Consider the following 15943-nt stretch of genomic DNA (forward strand, 5'->3'; position numbering starts at 1 on the left):
GCTTGTTTTATTTTTTATGTTAACCAGAGCTAAGACCATGATTGGTAATAAGACTCATCTTCAATCGCAACTGCGTAGTCGGTTAACATCAATGGTTTGAAAGGATCTATCATCACCGCTAATTCATCCGTACTTTCTTTTCCAATGGATTTTTCCACAGACCCTGGATGAGGGCCATGAGGAATACCGCCGGGATGCAAGGTAATCTGGCCTTTAACCACACTCTTTCTGCTCATAAAATCTCCATCAACATAATAAAGGACCTCATCACTGTCCACATTGCTATGGTTATAAGGCGCCGGGATGGACAATGGATGATAGTCGTACTTGCGTGGAACGAAAGAGCAGATCACGAAGTTATGCCCTTCAAAAGTCTGGTGTACCGGAGGTGGCTGATGTAGCCTACCAGTGATGGGTTCGAAATCATGTATTGAAAACGCCCAGGGATAGTGAAATCCGTCCCAGCCTATAAAATCAAAAGGATGGGTACCATAGGTATATGGGTAGATTAAGCCTTGTTTCTTTATCAGTACTTTAAAGTCTCCCTGCTCGTCATGCGTTTCCAAGTCGGAGGGCCTGCGGATATCACGCTCACAATAGGGGGCATGTTCCATGAGCTGACCATATTGGTTGCGGTAACGTTTTGGTGTTCGGATAGGGCTAAAGCTTTCGATAATAAACAGGCGGTTGTCCTCATTATCAAATGTAAATTGATAGATCGTACCTCTTGGCACCACCAGATAGTCGCCATATTTAAACGTGATGTTACCAAAGCCTGTCTTAAGTGTGCCCGATCCTTTGTGAATGAAGATCACTTCATCGGCCTGGCTATTTTTGTAGAAGTAATCCGTCATTGACTTCCTGGGCGCTGCCAGAGAAATGTGTAGATCACTATTTACAAGTACTGGTTTCCTGCTTTCTAAGTAGTCGTCTTCCGGCTTGATGTTAAAACCGATAAGACTCGTATGCTTCAAATGCTTTTCCCGCGCAATTGTGGGTTCTACAGAATAAGGCGTTCCCAGGGATTTTACAATTGTTGGGGGATAGCAGTGATAAACCAAAGAATACAAACTAGAAAACCCTTCTGTGGATACCAGTTCCTCTGCATACAGGTTTCCGTCTGGTTTACGAAAAACCGTATGTCGCTTGGCAGGTATGGATCCTAACGTATGATATATAGGCATAAGCGCAGGTGAATTATTTTTTGAACTAATAAAAAACAGGGAGTATTTTAAAACGCGGAAAGCATTTTAATAAAAGGGCCAAAAACTGGCTAAAGAAAGGAATATTGCGCAAAGATAAGCTTAGACAGCATAGCATACCTGAATGAAGACAAGGCTTGTCTCGCTATTTGATCTTGATATGTGTTGCTATATGGCGTCATGCTTTCTTGCGACTGCTAATTTAGGTAAATAATCTAGCAAACAAGGAATTATAGGTTCTTGTTACAAATTTATCTAGCTTTGAAACAACCTAAATCTAACTCATTATGAAACTTGTATCTTATAAAACAGAGGATACAGAGCACCTGGGTGTCTTTGTACATGGTCATATCTACAATCTTAATTCCTGCGACAAACAACTGCCAGATAATATGGCTGACTTTTTAAAAGATTCAGACGTCTTAATGGAAAGGGCAAGAAAGATCGATTCCCAAATCAAGTCGAAGGAGATCGAACCGAAAGAAGAAGCCTTCTTTGAGATAATGGCGCCTGTTCCGCATCCAACTTCCTGTCGCGACGCATACGCTTTTCGCCAGCACGTTGCAGCAGCCAGGCGAAATCGCAAAGTAGAAATGATTCCGGAATTCGACCAGTATCCTGTCTTTTATTTTACAAATCACAATGCGATTCAGGGGCCGGGGGATGTGGAATGTATGCCTGATCACTTTCAAAAACTAGACTTTGAGTTGGAAGTTGCGGTAGTCATCGGCAAGAAGGGACGAAACATCACTGCTGCTGAGGCAGATAATTACATTGCAGGATACATGATTATGAACGACATGTCTGCAAGAACCTTACAGTTAGAAGAAATGCTGTTAAATCTCGGTCCTGCTAAAGGGAAAGATTTCTCCACAATTCTTGGCCCTTGGCTGGTCACGCCTGATGAACTGGAAGAATACGCAACCACCGCTAAAGATGGCCATATCGGTAAAGCTTATGATCTGAAGATGTCCTGTTCCGTGAATGGAATAAGCGTCTCTTCGGGCAATATGGCTGATATGGACTGGACTTTCGCTGAGATCATTGAACGTTGTGCCTACGGAGTTGACATCTTACCTGGTGATGTCATCGGGTCTGGAACTGTTGGTACTGGTTGCTTTCTGGAGCTTAACGGAACCGGTCTGTTAAATGACCCTGCTTACCATCCGCAATGGTTGAAAGAAGGAGACATCGTTGAGATGGAAGTCACGGGTTTAGGAGTGCTTACAAACATCATCAACAAAGCCGATAGTAGCTTCTCAATTTTAGCCTTAAAGAAGTAGGAAGTAGGATGTTAACACTTGAAACTGCTGATCTTAGTCCCCTTCAGCTGCAAAACTATTTACAGTATGCAATTGCACCGAGGCCTATTTGTTTCGCAACAACTATAAGCAAGGACGGTCAGGTGAACTTAAGTCCCTATAGTTTTTTCAATATGTTTAGTACTAACCCGCCACTTTGCATATTTTCTCCGGCGAGACGTGTGAGGGATAACACTACCAAGCACAGCTTAGAGAACGTTTTGGAGGTAAAAGAATGTGTGATCAATATAGTCAATTACTCCATGGTTCAACAGATGAGCCTTGCTAGTACCGAATATGCAAAAGGCGTAAATGAGTTTGAGAAGTCTGGCTTCACCATGTTGCCTTCGCAATTAGTAAAGCCCCCACGGGTTGCAGAGGCACCTGTACAATTTGAATGTGTGGTTAACGAAGTGATCAATCTTGGTAATAACCCCGGTGCAGGAAACCTGGTGTTGGCAGAAATTAAGCTCATTCACATCCATGAAGACATTCTGGACCTGGAGGGCAAGATAGATCAGGAGAAGATTGACCTGGTGGCCAGACTCGGCGGTGACTGGTACTGCAGGGTAACAAAAGATAATCTATTTAAGGTTCCAAAACCACTGACAACGTTAGGGATAGGAGTTGATGCTTTACCACATGCGGTAAGGAATTCTATGGTATTAACTGGTAATGATCTTGGGATGTTAGGTAATGTAGATGCTTTGCCTTCGGCAGATGAAGTGGATGATGTTATGACCAGGCCTGAGGTGAAGGAAGTGCTTGATGCAACAATCGGGGACGCGGATAACAGAACGCGCGAGTTACATGAACTGGCAAAACACTTCTTAACAACAGGTGAACTTGAACTGGCTTTGAAAGTTGTATTGCTTTAAATGTTTTTGCTGCTATAGAATGCTAACAATTTTCAGGAAACGCTTTTTGTAAAAACCTTCATCAAGGCTGGTAATGGTTACTCCTTTAGCACGGCCAGAAGAGGAGTGAATGAACTTTACTTCATCTCCATCGATAGAATATACGATGCCAACATGGCCTGGTGTGCGTGAGCTGCTATTGGTGCCGGTAAAAAGAATAACGTCACCAATTCTTGCATCTTCAAGCTTCTTAGTTTCACCGCTGGCAGCAAAGTCCCTTGATGACCTTGGTACTTTAAAGCCAAAGTTGCTAAATACATAGTTGACAAAGCCTGAGCAATCAAAACCTCTGGATGGGCTACTTGAAGCGGTTCGGTAACGAATACCCAACATAGTCTTTGCAAATTCAAGAAGTTTATTGGGTGTTGTAGTCAGGATTTCTTCCTGTTTTTCTTTCTTTTCAGGGAGCTGACGAATTAGCTTATTAACCATCTCCTGATACTGAACTGGTATAGTGGTCTGGGCCTTCGCCACGGACAAACTAGTAACAATCAGACTGAATAAAATTAATGTTTTCTTCATATCAATTAGTCCAAGGTATTGAAAATATAATTGAACTGACAAAAATGTGGAAAACTTCTAGGGTGTGGATACTGCTACCGGTAATGTTTTTCCATTAAAAAACCGGTGCCCCGTCCTGGCAAAATCAGCTACATATTTACCCATTTCGAAAGCCATAACCGGTGACTGATACCCAGGGAAGGCCAGTTCCAACATTTCAGTTTGTGCAGATCCAAGAGCCAGACAATTAATTTTTATCCCGGTTTCTACCAGCTCCTGAGCCAGACATTCCGTTAAAGTGTGTAACGCCGACTTGCTGGAAGAATAAGCAGATAAGCCGGAGAATTTAACGCTCCCCTGGAAACCACCCATGCTTCCAATGTTTACAATGTGACTACCGGAACCCATTAATGGAACCACATGCTGTATCATATTAAAATGTCCCATAACATTGCTCTCCAGCATCTGCCACATATCTGCAGCTGAAGTTTCCAGAAAAGGTTTGTTGACCAGGCTACCGGCATTATTTATTAAAATATCAACTGTTCCTAATCGCTCCTTCAGAAAGGGCACTAAGGCGTTGTAATCGTCGTTCACAATGTCAAACTCAACCGGCAGCAAAGTGCAGTCTGGTGTAATCCCTTTGGCGATCTCCAAAAGCTTCCGCAATTTCTCAGCAGTCCTTGCGATACAAACGACCGTATTTTGAGTATCTAGTGTCAATTCTAAAGCGGTTTCAAAACCTATCCCGCTGCTTGCTCCTGTAATTATTATATTCATCTGTATTTCTTTAATCGACCGTATCTGAGTGCTCATCCTCCAGCGTAATTAACTGGCTAACCGGATTGGCAATAACATGCAGTCCGTCATTAATTAACTTTGTATAGTCTTTCTCATTACCGGCCTTTAGTTCCAAATAATTGCGGATCTCTCTTCTCAATAGCGGCAATAGATCTTTGTGATGTAGAATTTCCAATATTTCCAATGCGGCTAACCAATCCTGTCTGTAGTTACTTTTGACAGTGCTAAACAACTCAGGTAATTCGGATGTGTTTTCCAGACCTTCCCTTATTGCTCTTATTTTGGCATAAATACAATGCAATTCTACAGTTTTTGCGTCGTAGGCAATATGCCTTGTCTGCTGATTACTAACGTAGAGCATATCTTCATAAGCATCCTTATCTGCTGCTCCATTAAATACGGATGTGATGCGCTCGCCAACTGCCATGTCATAGGTGCCCCAATCTGGTAGGAACAATAGGTTTCCATTCTGTTCCTGCACTGTACATTCTTCAAAGGTGATAATTAGGATCTTTTGATCATGTTTGAGCAGCTGCTGAACGACGCCCTTCACTTTAATTCCACTTTCAAAAGTGATCTCGGTGCGTTCGCCAATCATCAGGCCCACCCCGGCCAATTCCTGTTCGTTAAAATCTTCTAAAGGGGTCTCCTGGTCTTTTAACTTGCCCACAGGCGATGAGAACCCAGAGCTATGGTAGGTCTTGCCATGACCTTCAAGTTGCTTCCCGTTTAGCGCAAGAGCAGAGGGTCCGGTCGTCTTAAGATAAGTGAGCTCGTCTGCCGCATTCAAACCAAGGTCTGTGAATGTACCTGTGACCTGCAGACCAGAACTGTAAACTGCTGTTGCGGGGTTCTTACATTCGATGGCTTTAATTAATCCTTCTGAACCTCCTCGTCTGAATGCCATGGTCTCAGCAAATTCCTCCAGAACGTCAATCAGATTTTGAAAGGTAGCCGTCACAAACAGCTGCGGCTGTGTTTTAGTGATGTCGTAGGGGTAATTTACGGTGTATTTGTTGTACCATAACTTCTTGACGTTTGGCTGCATACAGGAAGCACTTTCCCCTATAGAGGAAAGTAAACCGGCGCCGTAGATCTTGGGCTCTTCCAAGGTCCCAATCAATCCATATTCGACGGTCCACCAATGTAATCTGCCCAGCAATGCCATTTCCGAAGGTTCACCCATATCCTCCGAAACGCGTTTAAGGTGTCGCTCGGCTTTTTTAATCTCTTCTTCTGAAGTACCTGCTGCTTCCTTTAAAATCGAAAGCGTTCGTATTGCTTCATATAATTCAAAATCTTTGGAAGAGAACATGGCTTTTGTACCAATCGAACCAAAATAACTCAGGTAATTGTTGTAATCGCTATCGGCAATTATTGGCGCATGACCTGCGGATTCATGTATAATGTCAGGCGCAGGAGTGTACGCGATGTGATTGATTTGGCGGATATCTGCTGCAATCACCAAAACACGATAAGCCTGATATTCCATAAATGCGGCAGGTGGAATAAAGCCATCCACGGTAACAGCTCCCCAACCAATCTTTCCAAGATTGTCATTCATGGTTTGGAGACGCGGGATGTGTTCAATGCTCAATCCGGCTCTCTTTAAGCCTTTAATATATGGATAGTAAGCAACCTGTTTCAAATAACTGTAATTCTGGCGCATTACATATCGCCATACTGCCTGATCTACAGGGGTATAGTTTTCGTATTGCTGTTCGACAATAAATTGACGCAGGTGTTTAGGTAGATTGGCAACTTGCGGATTATTGAAATCATTAAAGTTGCTCATGCTGTAATAATTTAGTTAGTTCAGCAAGATAAGGATTTTTATTTTTTCACTCTAAATGTGAAGTATTTTTGGGAAAAGTAACTGTATACGGCAAGCAGGAGTGAAATTATCGTTTTGGCGACGGTAGGATAGATGCCCAGCCCTTCATGCAGAAGTTTAAGTAATGCAAGTGTTAATAAAACGTTAGTAACCCAAACAGAAGCGTATCTGAACAACTGAACCCTGCCCTTTAAGTCAGAAGAGGTAAAGATCAGGTACTTATTTAAAAGGAAACCAATACAGAAGGTAATGATTGTCTCCATCGCTAAGGCTGCGGAAGGTGCAGTTATTAAGTTAGGAAGAAAAGGGATGTCAATTCGTATATCCGTTTGTTTTAGAATCCAATTATAACAAATGTAATAAGTAATGATTCCCGAGACAACCGTCGATCCTCCAGAGACTAAATACCTAAAAGTATGTGGTGTTAACCAGCGTGAGAATGGAGGATAAAAAAAGTCTATTAGTCTTAATAAAGCTTTGCGCATTCTTGATGTTAAACTACGAATGTACTAAATTATTATCTCGGTAGTGCCACAAAATCCGTAACAGAGCAGTATTTATATCCCTTATGCGGCTGTATACTTACGCCAATGAAATTAAATTTATAGTCGTCATTAAGTATAATTTGTCTGTGTCCAAGATCTGGCACCCCTCTGTCCAACAGTAACATACAAATGTTGGCTAATCCCGATGAGTACCCGAAAGCAAGGTTTTCGCCACAAGCCTTACGTGGGTACATTTTACCAATCCGGTCTTTTACCGTGCGACCATCCAAAGAATTGTGAGTAGCGTAATTATTCTTGTTCATGTCCTTAGCATGTTGTTTTGCAACCCAGGTCATCGCTTCATCCGGCCAAAGAGCAGTCATTCCCTTTACCTTTTTTAGATCCTCTTCCAAACTCCGGTAGTACTTATCAGTTTTGCTGATCTTAAGCTCATTGTAGTTGCTGTACTTAGTCATCTGCTTATTGTGTTGCTCCAGATAATCCTGAAAATAGGTGTTAAAGAATTTCTCTCCATCCATCCTTGCCAGATTCATATAGATCACCATATCTTTCTCTTCAGCGCTAAGGTATTTGGCATCTCCAGCGGTGTTTGCTGCTCTGAGCTCTTCTTTTGTCCATGTCTCCTGGGGTCTGGACTTTTCTATACTATTTGGAGTTGATAAAAAAGGAATGACCAGAAGGAGTATCAGATCTGTTAATCTCATATGCGCATAACGTATTTCTGCAGGTTTTAATACAAACAGCAGACCAACATTTGATACGCAAGTAAAAGGTCTGAACCTTTGAGCGTTCAGACCTTTAATCATTTTTATTATTGAAGTAAGTTCTTCCAGCTCGTTTTGCTTTCAATCAAAGATTGCAGCTCGCTAATCTCTATTCGTTGTTGCTCCATGGTATCGCGGTGACGAATGGTTACGGTATTGTCTTCCAGTGTTTGATGATCAATTGTTAGGCAGAACGGCGTACCAATCGCATCTTGTCTCCGGTATCGTTTGCCAATTGCATCTTTTTCTTCATAGATGCAGTTAAAGTCCAGTTTCAGGCTGTTCATGATCTCACGGGCTTTTTCCGGTAACCCATCTTTTTTGGTCAGAGGGAAAATAGCGACCTTTATAGGTGCTAGGCATGGGTGTAGTCTCAATAACGTCCTGCTGTCTTGTTTCTCATCTGTACTTAGATCCTGCTCTTCAAAAGCATTGATCATGGTAAGAAGGAACATCCGGTCAAGTCCAATCGATGTTTCAATCACATATGGAATGTAATTACCATATGGTTTTCCATCCTCATTGAGTTCAGCATCGAAATACTGCATCTTCTTACCAGAGAACTCCTGATGTTGTGATAAATCAAAATCTGTCCTGCTGTGGATACCTTCTACTTCTTTAAACCCAAATGGGAATTCAAATTCAATGTCGGTAGCAGCATTGGCATAATGTGCCAATTTAACGTGATCATGGAAATGGTATTTCTCTGGTGATGTGCCAAGTGCAAGGTGCCATTTCAAACGTGCCTCTTTCCAGTAGGCAAACCATTTCTGGTCTTCACCTGGGCGAACAAAGAATTGCATTTCCATCTGTTCGAATTCACGCATACGCATAATGAATTGACGGGCAATCACTTCGTTCCTAAAGGCTTTACCGATCTGGGCAATCCCAAAAGGAATTTTCATTCTTCCCGACTTCTGTACATTAAGGAAGTTAACAAATATTCCCTGCGCGGTTTCTGGTCTAAGGTAAACTTCATCAGAACCTTCCGCCATTGCGCCAAACTGAGTGCTGAACATCAGGTTGAATTGACGAACATCAGTCCAGTTCCTTGTGCCGCTAACCGGACAAGCGATCTCGTGTTCTTCAATTAATGTCTTCAACAAAGGAAGGTTATCTGCTTTAAGCGCGTCATCCATGTCTGCCTGGAGCTTTGCAGCTTTATCCGATTTACCATCCTTTTCATATCGTGCGATCTTATCTTCTAGTAATTGATCTGCACGGTAACGTTTCTTAGAATCTTTATTGTCGATCATTGGATCGTTGAAACCGTCAACATGGCCACTCGCTTTCCAGATCTTTGGATGCATAAAGATTGCAGAATCAATTCCTACAATGTTTTCATGCATTTGTACCATGGCTTTCCACCAATAAGATTTAATATTGTTTTTTAATTCAGCGCCTAGCTGTCCGTAATCATAAACAGCGCTTAGTCCGTCATAAATCTCGCTGCTTTGAAATACAAAACCGTATTCTTTAGCGTGTGAAATAACATTTTTAAATTGCTCGTCGTTATTGTTTTTTGCCATAGTGATGCAAACTTAGCCAAAAGTGTGCAAAAATCAATTGAATTAACTTAAGTATCGATTTGAAGGATTTTCAAGGTTTTACTTACTTTTGGGTATGAGTGTTAAAGTTACCGGACTATCAAAAACATACGGCAAACAACGAGCCGTTGATTCTATCAGTTTTGAGGCTAGTCCCGGAAAAATCCTTGGGTTTTTAGGGCCGAATGGGGCAGGAAAGTCAACCACTATGAAAATGCTGTCTTGTTATTTATCACCCACCTCTGGGTTGGCTGAAGTTGCAGGCTTCGACACTCAAAAGCAACCGATAGAAGTGAAGAAGGTCTTGGGTTATCTGCCAGAAAATACACCTCTATATTCAGATATGTATGTTCGCGAATTTCTTCAGTTCGTTGCCAGTACTTATCGGTTATCAAATATAAAGCAACGGGTTGACAAAGTGATTGAGCAGGTAGGTTTACACGAAGAATCGCATAAGAAGATCCATATGTTGTCAAAAGGGTACAGGCAGCGTGTTGGACTTGCACAAGCGATCATTAATGACCCTAAGGTCTTAATACTGGATGAGCCTACATCCGGACTTGATCCTAATCAGCTTGCGGATATTCGGAAGCTGATCAAAGACTTAGGGCAAGAGCGTACTGTGATACTGTCGACCCATATCATGCAGGAAGTTGAAGCACTATGTGACCAGGTAATTATCATCAACAAAGGCGTTATCGTTGCTCATGACACCCTCAGTGGCATAAAATCGAATAATGACGCACTGTCATTAGAAGATATTTTCAGAAAATTAACGGCTTAGTTCCAGCGTCTTATTGTAAAATTCAGGGTTAGAGGCTGAACTTAAACCTCCATTGGCCTGGATTTTGTAAATGTCTGTTCAATAAATTTAATGAATAAATAAATTAAAAAACATGAAAAGATTATTTTTAGTAACAGCAATAGCAGGAATATTAGGATTTAGTAGCGTTAACGCACAAACGAAAGATGTAGCGATGACAGGTTCTAAATTAGGTATCGGTGCAGAGTTTGCCTTTCCAACAGGTGACTTTGGTGATGGATATGATTTCGGATATGGAGGTTCATTGCAGTTTCAAACTCCAATAGCAAATAAGTTAAACTTTATTGCGACGGGTGGATATCTGAATTTTCAAGGCAAGGAAATTGCGAACGTTGATAATAATGTAATCAAAGTGGCAGATTATGGAGTGGTTCCATTGAAAGTTGGAGCAAGATATTTTATTGCTGAGAATTTTTATGCAGGAGGTGAATTAGGTGCTGCTATAGGAACCCGTTCAGGTTCTGATACAAGGTTTATCTATACTCCCCATATTGGTGTAGAATTTCCGGTAGCTGATAAAAGCACAATAGATCTTGGTGCACGTTATGAAGCATGGTCTAACAATGGAACTTATAGATTCGTAGGACTTAGATTGGCTTACAACTTCGGATTGTAACAGTCCACTCATCTATTTATTAAAGGCTTCCTGGAGACAGGAGGCCTTTGTCATTTATGACCTACGTTTGTCATACCCTTTTGGTTAAGCTTCATTTAGTCCCCCTTGATACCCCCTTGATTCTGCTTTAGCGGTAGCAAGGCGGAACCAACCCGCTACCAACGCGGAACCAACCCGGAACCAACCTCAGCTTGGACACTTGTTGTCCTATCGAAGAAAAACAGGGAACACGAGTAATCTAAACAACAAGTTTTTTATTACTTTCCCTTATATTTGATACGATAATACAGCTAAACACAAATACATTGAGAAAAGCATTCGCAACGATAATTATCATCCTTATCGCAACTTCTACTTATGCCCAGCGCCCTACTTCCAAGATAGGGATAGGTCTTGACTTTGCATTTCCGCTAGGCAACTTCGGGTCAAATGTTAACTATGGAGTAGGACCTTCAGCTCTTTTTCAGCGCCCTATCAATAAGAATCTAAATTTCACTGTTAACGTAGGTTATCTTCGTTTTAATGGTGACCCAGTATTTGCAAATATCAAATACAGAGAGGGATTTATACCAATCAAGGCAGGTTTGCGCTACTTCCTGTCTGAATATATCTACGGGAGTGCTGAAGCTGGTGTAGTCATTTCCAGTGCAAACGGCAACGGCAGTGGCACCGCACTCGCGTATAGCCCAACTTTGGGTGTGGAATTTCCTGTCTCCAATAAGGGGAGCGTTGATGCAGGTATACGTTACGAAGGTTGGTCCCGAAGCAATGGTACCCGTTCTTTCATAGGCCTTCGTGCCGGATACAACTTTTAAGGTAGCATGTACGCCGTATTTAAAAGAGAACTCTTTAGTCTTCTAAATTCATTGATGGCTTATATCACCATTGGCGTTTTTCTTCTAGCTTCTGGTTTGCTATTGTGGTTCTTTCCAGACACCTCTATTTTGGATTATGGGTACGCTGAGCTCAACAGCTTTTTCAGCCTTGCCCCATTTCTCTTTCTCTTTCTGATCCCCGCAATAACAATGCGTTCTTTCGCCGAGGAAAGGAGAGAAGGAACCTATGTCCTATTAGCCACAAGGCCTATTACAGACTGGCAGATCATATTAGGAAAATACTTTTCATGTCTGATGATCGTGCTTCTTGCACTTATTCCGACCGTTATCTATTATATCTCTATTTATAATTTAGGTTATCCTGTAGGGAACATTGATAGTGGAGCGGTGCTTGGATCCTACATAGGCTTACTTTTATTGTCCTGTGCTTACACTGCAATCGGCATTTTTTGTTCGTCTTTAACAAATAATCAAGTCGTTGCTTTCGCTATTGCAGTATTTCTAAGTTTTATCGCATTAAGCGGATTCGATGCCATTAGTAAAATATTCGGATTGCGATCGTTGGAGAATTACCTCCTCAGCTTAAGTATCAATCAACACTATCAATCCATCAGTAGGGGGGTTCTCGACACAAGAGACCTTGTATATTTTTTGACCTTTGTGCTTTTGTTCTTAGGCTTAACTAAGCTAGTGATTGGAGGGCGAAAATGGTGAAGTCCAAGGATAAAAAGCTCTTCAATGTACTGAGTTTCCTTGTCGGGCTGATTTTGTTAAATGTAGCATCACAATACTTTTATACTCGTATTGACTTCACCAAAGAGAAACGATTTACATTGCATCCAGCGACAAAGGCCGTGATGAAAGAAATTACTGAGCCCATTACGATTACCATATACCTTGATGGGGATCTGCCTGCTGCCTTTAAAAGATTAAAGAATGCTACAGAAGATTTGCTAAATGACTACAGCGCTGATGCCGGTCATGCCATTCATTACCAATTTGCGGATCCTATAGCTGGACTTTCCGGTGCAGCGCTTGATAGCACTATTAACAACCTCTATCGGGTAGGGGTAGAACCAACAACTTTAAATATCAAAAACGCCAATGGTTTTGCACAGAAAACCATATTTCCAATGGCTTTAGTGGAAGGGAATGGTCAGACTTACCCAATTAAATTACTTCAGAATGTCGATGCCGCGAGCGACTATGAAGAGAACATTAACAGTTCCATTGAAAATTTAGAGTACTTGTTTACTTCAGCGATTCAAAAAGTGGTAACTGGCAGCCATCCACGAATTGGTTTTACAGAAGGTAATGAAGAGTTGACAGATCAGCAACTCAGTGACGCGATAACAACTTTATCTGGTAGCTATGAAGTTGGGAGGGTTAATTTGGATGTCATTGATAAAGGTGGGCTTGATAAATTGAACATGCTGGTGATTACTAAACCCCAAAAGGAGTTTACAGAAGCACAGAAATATAAGATTAACTACTTTGTTATGCAAGGTGGTAGTGTCTTGTGGAGCATTGACCAGGTGGGTGCAGAGCTCGACAGTATGAGTAAGACAGGTGAACAACTGGCCTTTAATAGAAAGCTTAATCTTGATGATATGCTTTTTGTCTATGGTGCCAGAGTAAATTATAACTTAATCGCGGATGCCAATTGTGTGGAAATTCCATTAAGCACCAGCGGTGCCCAAGGTCAAATTCAAATGGCACCCTGGATTTACTATCCGCTGCTTATGCCGGATTCATCGAGCAACCTGGTGAAAAATATTGATGGCATCCGGTCGGAGTTTGTAAGTACAGTAGATACGATAGGGGTTAAAGGATTGAAAAAGAGTGTGCTGCTAAAGACCTCTGGTTACAATAAGGTTCACAATACGCCCAAGCTATTGTCGCTCCAAATGGTTGCAGAGCAGCCTGATCCCCGTGAGTACTTAAGCAGTCCTGAAACTACCGGCATCTTATTAGAGGGAAGTTTTCCATCTGTCTTTTTAAACAGATCTGTCCCTGCCGGGATCACAGAGAGTTTCGAGGTTCCTGCACAAAGCAAGCCGGGTAAAATGATCGTTTTAGGAGATGGTGATTTGTTTAAAAATCAGGTGAGTAGTAAAGATGGCTCCATCTTTCCGCTAGGATTTGATCGATATACGCAGCGAAGTTTTGGAAACAAAGCGTTGCTTCTGAACTTTGTTGACTACTTGTCCAATGATCACAGTCTAATAACGCTTAGGAACAAAGAGGTCAAGATCAGGTTATTGGACAGAGCTAAGTTGAGAACTGAAAAACTAACCTGGCAAATGTTAAATATAGGGCTTCCAATTGCGATGTTAATATCATTTGCGATTTTTCAACATTATTACCGCAGTCGTAAGTATACAAGGTAATTTTTATATTTTTGAGAACTGACTAGATCAAATTATGAGATTTATTGTATCCACATCAACGTTATTAAAACATTTGCAAACAGTGAATGGTGCCTCAAGCAGCAGTACTGTTTTGCCTATTCTTGAAAACTTTCTTTTTGAAATCAAAGACGGAAACCTAACGATATCTGCAACTGACTTGCAGACCAGTATGACTACTTCTTTGCCTGTTGAATCTAAAGAAGGTGGTAAAGTTGCTGTTCCTGCTAGAATCTTACTAGAGACTTTGAAAACTTTGCCAGATCAGCCAATCTCCTTTAATATTGATGATAATTCTTTTTCAATTGAGATTAGTGCCGGAGATGGAAAATATAAATTAAGTGGAGAAAACGGTGATGATTTCCCGAAGATTCCAGTTGTTGAAAATGCCTCATCTGTTAACTTACCTGCGTCAGTTCTTACAGAAGCTATTACGAAGACCATATTTGCAGTAAGTAACGATGAACTTCGTCCAGCGATGACAGGTGTATTTTGCCAGCTTTCTGATCAGCACATTACTTTTGTGGCTACTGATGCTCATAAACTAGTAAGATACCGTCGTACGGATAGTAAGGCAGATAAAACATCTTCATTCATTCTCCCTAAAAAAGCCCTGACTCTTTTAAAGGCTGCTTTGCCGTCCTCAGATGTTAACGTTTCAGTTGATTACAATGCAACCAGTGCGTTCTTTAAGTTTGAAAACATAAATCTAGTTTGTCGTCTGATAGATGAGCGTTATCCTGATTATGAGGCGGTTATACCTGCGAATAATCCAAACAAGCTTGTTATAGACAGAGCCTTGTTTTTAAATACCCTTCGCAGGGTTGTTATTTTTGCAAATAAGACCACACACCAGGTTCGTTTAAAGATCAGTGGAAGTGAGTTGAACATATCATCAGAGGATCTTGATTTTGCTAATGAGGCCCATGAGCGTTTGAGTTGTCAATATGAAGGTGAAGATCTGGAAATTGGTTTCAATGCTAAGTTTCTGATTGAAATGTTAGGAAACTTAAGTGGTGAAGAAGTGACGCTTGAGCTTTCCACTCCTAACCGGGCTGGATTGTTAATTCCACATACTAATGATGAGAATGAAAACGTTCTTATGCTGGTTATGCCAGTGATGTTAAATAATTATAACTAATTGTTATTTAAGATATAAGCATGGCTTGGTTATTAAACCAGGCCATTGTTGTTTAAACTATAAATTGCTATGAAAAAATTATTAATCTTAGGATTCGGCTTGTTGATCTTTCTGAACTCCTGTGTCAAAAAGACTGAAGTTCCTGTAGGAGAAGTAAAGATCCGGTTTGTCAACGCGGTTCGCAACTCCCTGGCTCAGGATGTCTATGTGAATAACGGTAAGTTAGATGTGGCCCCTGTGGCGGCTGGACAGGCAACTGCTTACCTTTCTCTATACTCCGGACAGAATTACTTAGCCATGGCCAATACAGGTACGAGTGCGCCTAATGGTGACATTATACCTTATAATGCGGTAATAGGAAGTTATGCAACTTTTTTTTATGTTCAGAATCTTCAGGGTGCTCCAGCTACCGGTCTTAAAGAAGATGACATGACAGCTCCTGCTTCAGGAAAAGCAAGAGTAAGATTTATTCACCTAAACGGCTTTCTTAATAATTCGCTTAGTGTTTCAGTCGTTGGTGGTGGACAGTTGTTTCCGGCATTAGGGTTTGGCAATGCCTCATCTTACTATGATGTAGATCCGGGAGTTAAGTTTCAAGTTGCAGCAACACTTGTCGTCACCGCTCCGGTTGTCGATGCGAACCTAAAAGCTGGAAAGATTTATACTATCTTTTTTAACGGAACGACTGGGACAGAATTATATGGGAACCTTCTTATTCAGAATTAATTTCTATTTTTGGGCTTAAC

General features: G+C 41.3%; 16 protein-coding genes. 9 read left to right on the top strand and 7 right to left on the bottom strand.

The features are described from left to right. Positions 1-29: 29 nt before the first annotated feature. The gene (locus WKF66_RS10590) at positions 30-1184 is read right to left on the bottom strand and encodes a homogentisate 1,2-dioxygenase (RefSeq protein ID WP_489674418.1); all 1155 of its coding nucleotides are present in this window, start codon (positions 1182-1184) and stop codon (positions 30-32) included. Positions 1185-1489: 305 nt separating this feature from the next. Here WKF66_RS10590 and WKF66_RS10595 point away from each other — a divergent pair, with 305 nt between their 5' ends. Next, the gene (locus tag WKF66_RS10595) at positions 1490-2485 is read left to right on the top strand and encodes a fumarylacetoacetate hydrolase family protein (protein ID WP_489674419.1); all 996 of its coding nucleotides are present in this window, start codon (positions 1490-1492) and stop codon (positions 2483-2485) included. A gap of 8 nt (positions 2486-2493) precedes the next feature. Beyond that, positions 2494-3381: a flavin reductase family protein gene (locus WKF66_RS10600; protein ID WP_489674420.1), complete on the top strand. Its 888-nt coding sequence runs from the start codon at positions 2494-2496 to the stop codon at positions 3379-3381. A gap of 12 nt (positions 3382-3393) precedes the next feature. Here WKF66_RS10600 and WKF66_RS10605 read toward each other — a convergent pair whose 3' ends face one another. Genes WKF66_RS10605 through WKF66_RS10630 form a run of 6 tightly spaced genes read right to left on the bottom strand, consistent with a single transcriptional unit; the run spans position 3394 to position 9355 of the window. Next, complete coding sequence (locus WKF66_RS10605; protein WP_489674421.1) at positions 3394-3942, bottom strand: C40 family peptidase; 549 nt, start codon at positions 3940-3942, stop codon at positions 3394-3396. Between the two features lie 57 nt (positions 3943-3999). Then, a complete protein-coding gene (locus WKF66_RS10610) occupies positions 4000-4701 on the bottom strand; it encodes an SDR family oxidoreductase (protein ID WP_489674422.1) in 702 nt (233 codons plus the stop codon). Between the two features lie 10 nt (positions 4702-4711). Beyond that, on the bottom strand, positions 4712-6517 hold the full coding sequence (locus WKF66_RS10615) for an aromatic amino acid hydroxylase (protein WP_489674423.1): 1806 nt from the start codon (positions 6515-6517) through the stop codon (positions 4712-4714). 38 nt (positions 6518-6555) lie between these two features. After that, positions 6556-7041 (bottom strand): GtrA family protein, encoded by a 486-nt coding sequence (locus WKF66_RS10620; RefSeq protein WP_489674424.1) that lies wholly within the window; start codon positions 7039-7041, stop codon positions 6556-6558. Positions 7042-7073: 32 nt separating this feature from the next. Next, positions 7074-7868 (bottom strand): CAP domain-containing protein, encoded by a 795-nt coding sequence (locus WKF66_RS10625; RefSeq protein WP_489674425.1) that lies wholly within the window; start codon positions 7866-7868, stop codon positions 7074-7076. A 5-nt stretch (positions 7869-7873) separates the two neighbouring features. Then, positions 7874-9355 carry a glycine--tRNA ligase gene (locus WKF66_RS10630; protein ID WP_489674426.1) on the bottom strand — a complete coding sequence of 494 codons (1482 nt, stop codon included), beginning with the start codon at positions 9353-9355 and terminating at the stop codon, positions 7874-7876. A 94-nt stretch (positions 9356-9449) separates the two neighbouring features. Here WKF66_RS10630 and WKF66_RS10635 point away from each other — a divergent pair, with 94 nt between their 5' ends. The 7 genes from WKF66_RS10635 (at position 9450) to WKF66_RS10665 (ending at position 15923) form a co-directional block, all read left to right on the top strand. Then, a complete protein-coding gene (locus tag WKF66_RS10635) occupies positions 9450-10157 on the top strand; it encodes an ATP-binding cassette domain-containing protein (protein WP_489674427.1) in 708 nt (235 codons plus the stop codon). A gap of 112 nt (positions 10158-10269) precedes the next feature. Beyond that, complete coding sequence (locus WKF66_RS10640; protein ID WP_489674428.1) at positions 10270-10812, top strand: hypothetical protein; 543 nt, start codon at positions 10270-10272, stop codon at positions 10810-10812. Between the two features lie 305 nt (positions 10813-11117). Then, positions 11118-11627: an outer membrane beta-barrel protein gene (locus WKF66_RS10645; protein WP_489674429.1), complete on the top strand. Its 510-nt coding sequence runs from the start codon at positions 11118-11120 to the stop codon at positions 11625-11627. Positions 11628-11633: 6 nt separating this feature from the next. Further along, entirely contained in the window at positions 11634-12362 is a 729-nt protein-coding gene (gldF, locus tag WKF66_RS10650) for a gliding motility-associated ABC transporter permease subunit GldF (RefSeq protein ID WP_489674430.1), read from the top strand. Continuing rightward, positions 12356-14038, top strand: coding sequence for a gliding motility-associated ABC transporter substrate-binding protein GldG (gldG, locus tag WKF66_RS10655; RefSeq protein ID WP_489674431.1), 1683 nt, complete (start codon positions 12356-12358; stop codon positions 14036-14038). The genes gldF and gldG overlap by 7 nt, the downstream gene beginning before the upstream one ends. 34 nt (positions 14039-14072) lie before the next feature. Then, positions 14073-15197: a DNA polymerase III subunit beta gene (dnaN, locus tag WKF66_RS10660; protein WP_489674432.1), complete on the top strand. Its 1125-nt coding sequence runs from the start codon at positions 14073-14075 to the stop codon at positions 15195-15197. Between the two features lie 69 nt (positions 15198-15266). Beyond that, positions 15267-15923: a DUF4397 domain-containing protein gene (locus WKF66_RS10665; RefSeq protein ID WP_489674433.1), complete on the top strand. Its 657-nt coding sequence runs from the start codon at positions 15267-15269 to the stop codon at positions 15921-15923. The last annotated feature ends 20 nt before the right edge of the window (positions 15924-15943 follow it).

The organism is Pedobacter sp. (assembly GCF_037719805.1).
Classification (GTDB): domain Bacteria; phylum Bacteroidota; class Bacteroidia; order Sphingobacteriales; family Sphingobacteriaceae; genus Pedobacter.

Coding starts and splice junctions, on each gene's coding strand:
- gldF (WP_489674430.1), top strand. CDS start 11,634: ATGTACGCCGTATTTAAAAGAGAACTCTTTAGTCTTCTAAATTCATTG.
- dnaN (WP_489674432.1), top strand. CDS start 14,073: ATGAGATTTATTGTATCCACATCAACGTTATTAAAACATTTGCAAACA.
- WKF66_RS10640 (WP_489674428.1), top strand. CDS start 10,270: ATGAAAAGATTATTTTTAGTAACAGCAATAGCAGGAATATTAGGATTT.
- WKF66_RS10590 (WP_489674418.1), bottom strand. CDS start 1,184: ATGCCTATATATCATACGTTAGGATCCATACCTGCCAAGCGACATACG.
- WKF66_RS10610 (WP_489674422.1), bottom strand. CDS start 4,701: ATGAATATAATAATTACAGGAGCAAGCAGCGGGATAGGTTTTGAAACC.
- WKF66_RS10600 (WP_489674420.1), top strand. CDS start 2,494: ATGTTAACACTTGAAACTGCTGATCTTAGTCCCCTTCAGCTGCAAAAC.
- WKF66_RS10615 (WP_489674423.1), bottom strand. CDS start 6,517: ATGAGCAACTTTAATGATTTCAATAATCCGCAAGTTGCCAATCTACCT.
- WKF66_RS10625 (WP_489674425.1), bottom strand. CDS start 7,868: ATGATTAAAGGTCTGAACGCTCAAAGGTTCAGACCTTTTACTTGCGTA.
- gldG (WP_489674431.1), top strand. CDS start 12,356: ATGGTGAAGTCCAAGGATAAAAAGCTCTTCAATGTACTGAGTTTCCTT.
- WKF66_RS10635 (WP_489674427.1), top strand. CDS start 9,450: ATGAGTGTTAAAGTTACCGGACTATCAAAAACATACGGCAAACAACGA.
- WKF66_RS10665 (WP_489674433.1), top strand. CDS start 15,267: ATGAAAAAATTATTAATCTTAGGATTCGGCTTGTTGATCTTTCTGAAC.
- WKF66_RS10620 (WP_489674424.1), bottom strand. CDS start 7,041: ATGCGCAAAGCTTTATTAAGACTAATAGACTTTTTTTATCCTCCATTC.
- WKF66_RS10605 (WP_489674421.1), bottom strand. CDS start 3,942: ATGAAGAAAACATTAATTTTATTCAGTCTGATTGTTACTAGTTTGTCC.
- WKF66_RS10630 (WP_489674426.1), bottom strand. CDS start 9,355: ATGGCAAAAAACAATAACGACGAGCAATTTAAAAATGTTATTTCACAC.
- WKF66_RS10595 (WP_489674419.1), top strand. CDS start 1,490: ATGAAACTTGTATCTTATAAAACAGAGGATACAGAGCACCTGGGTGTC.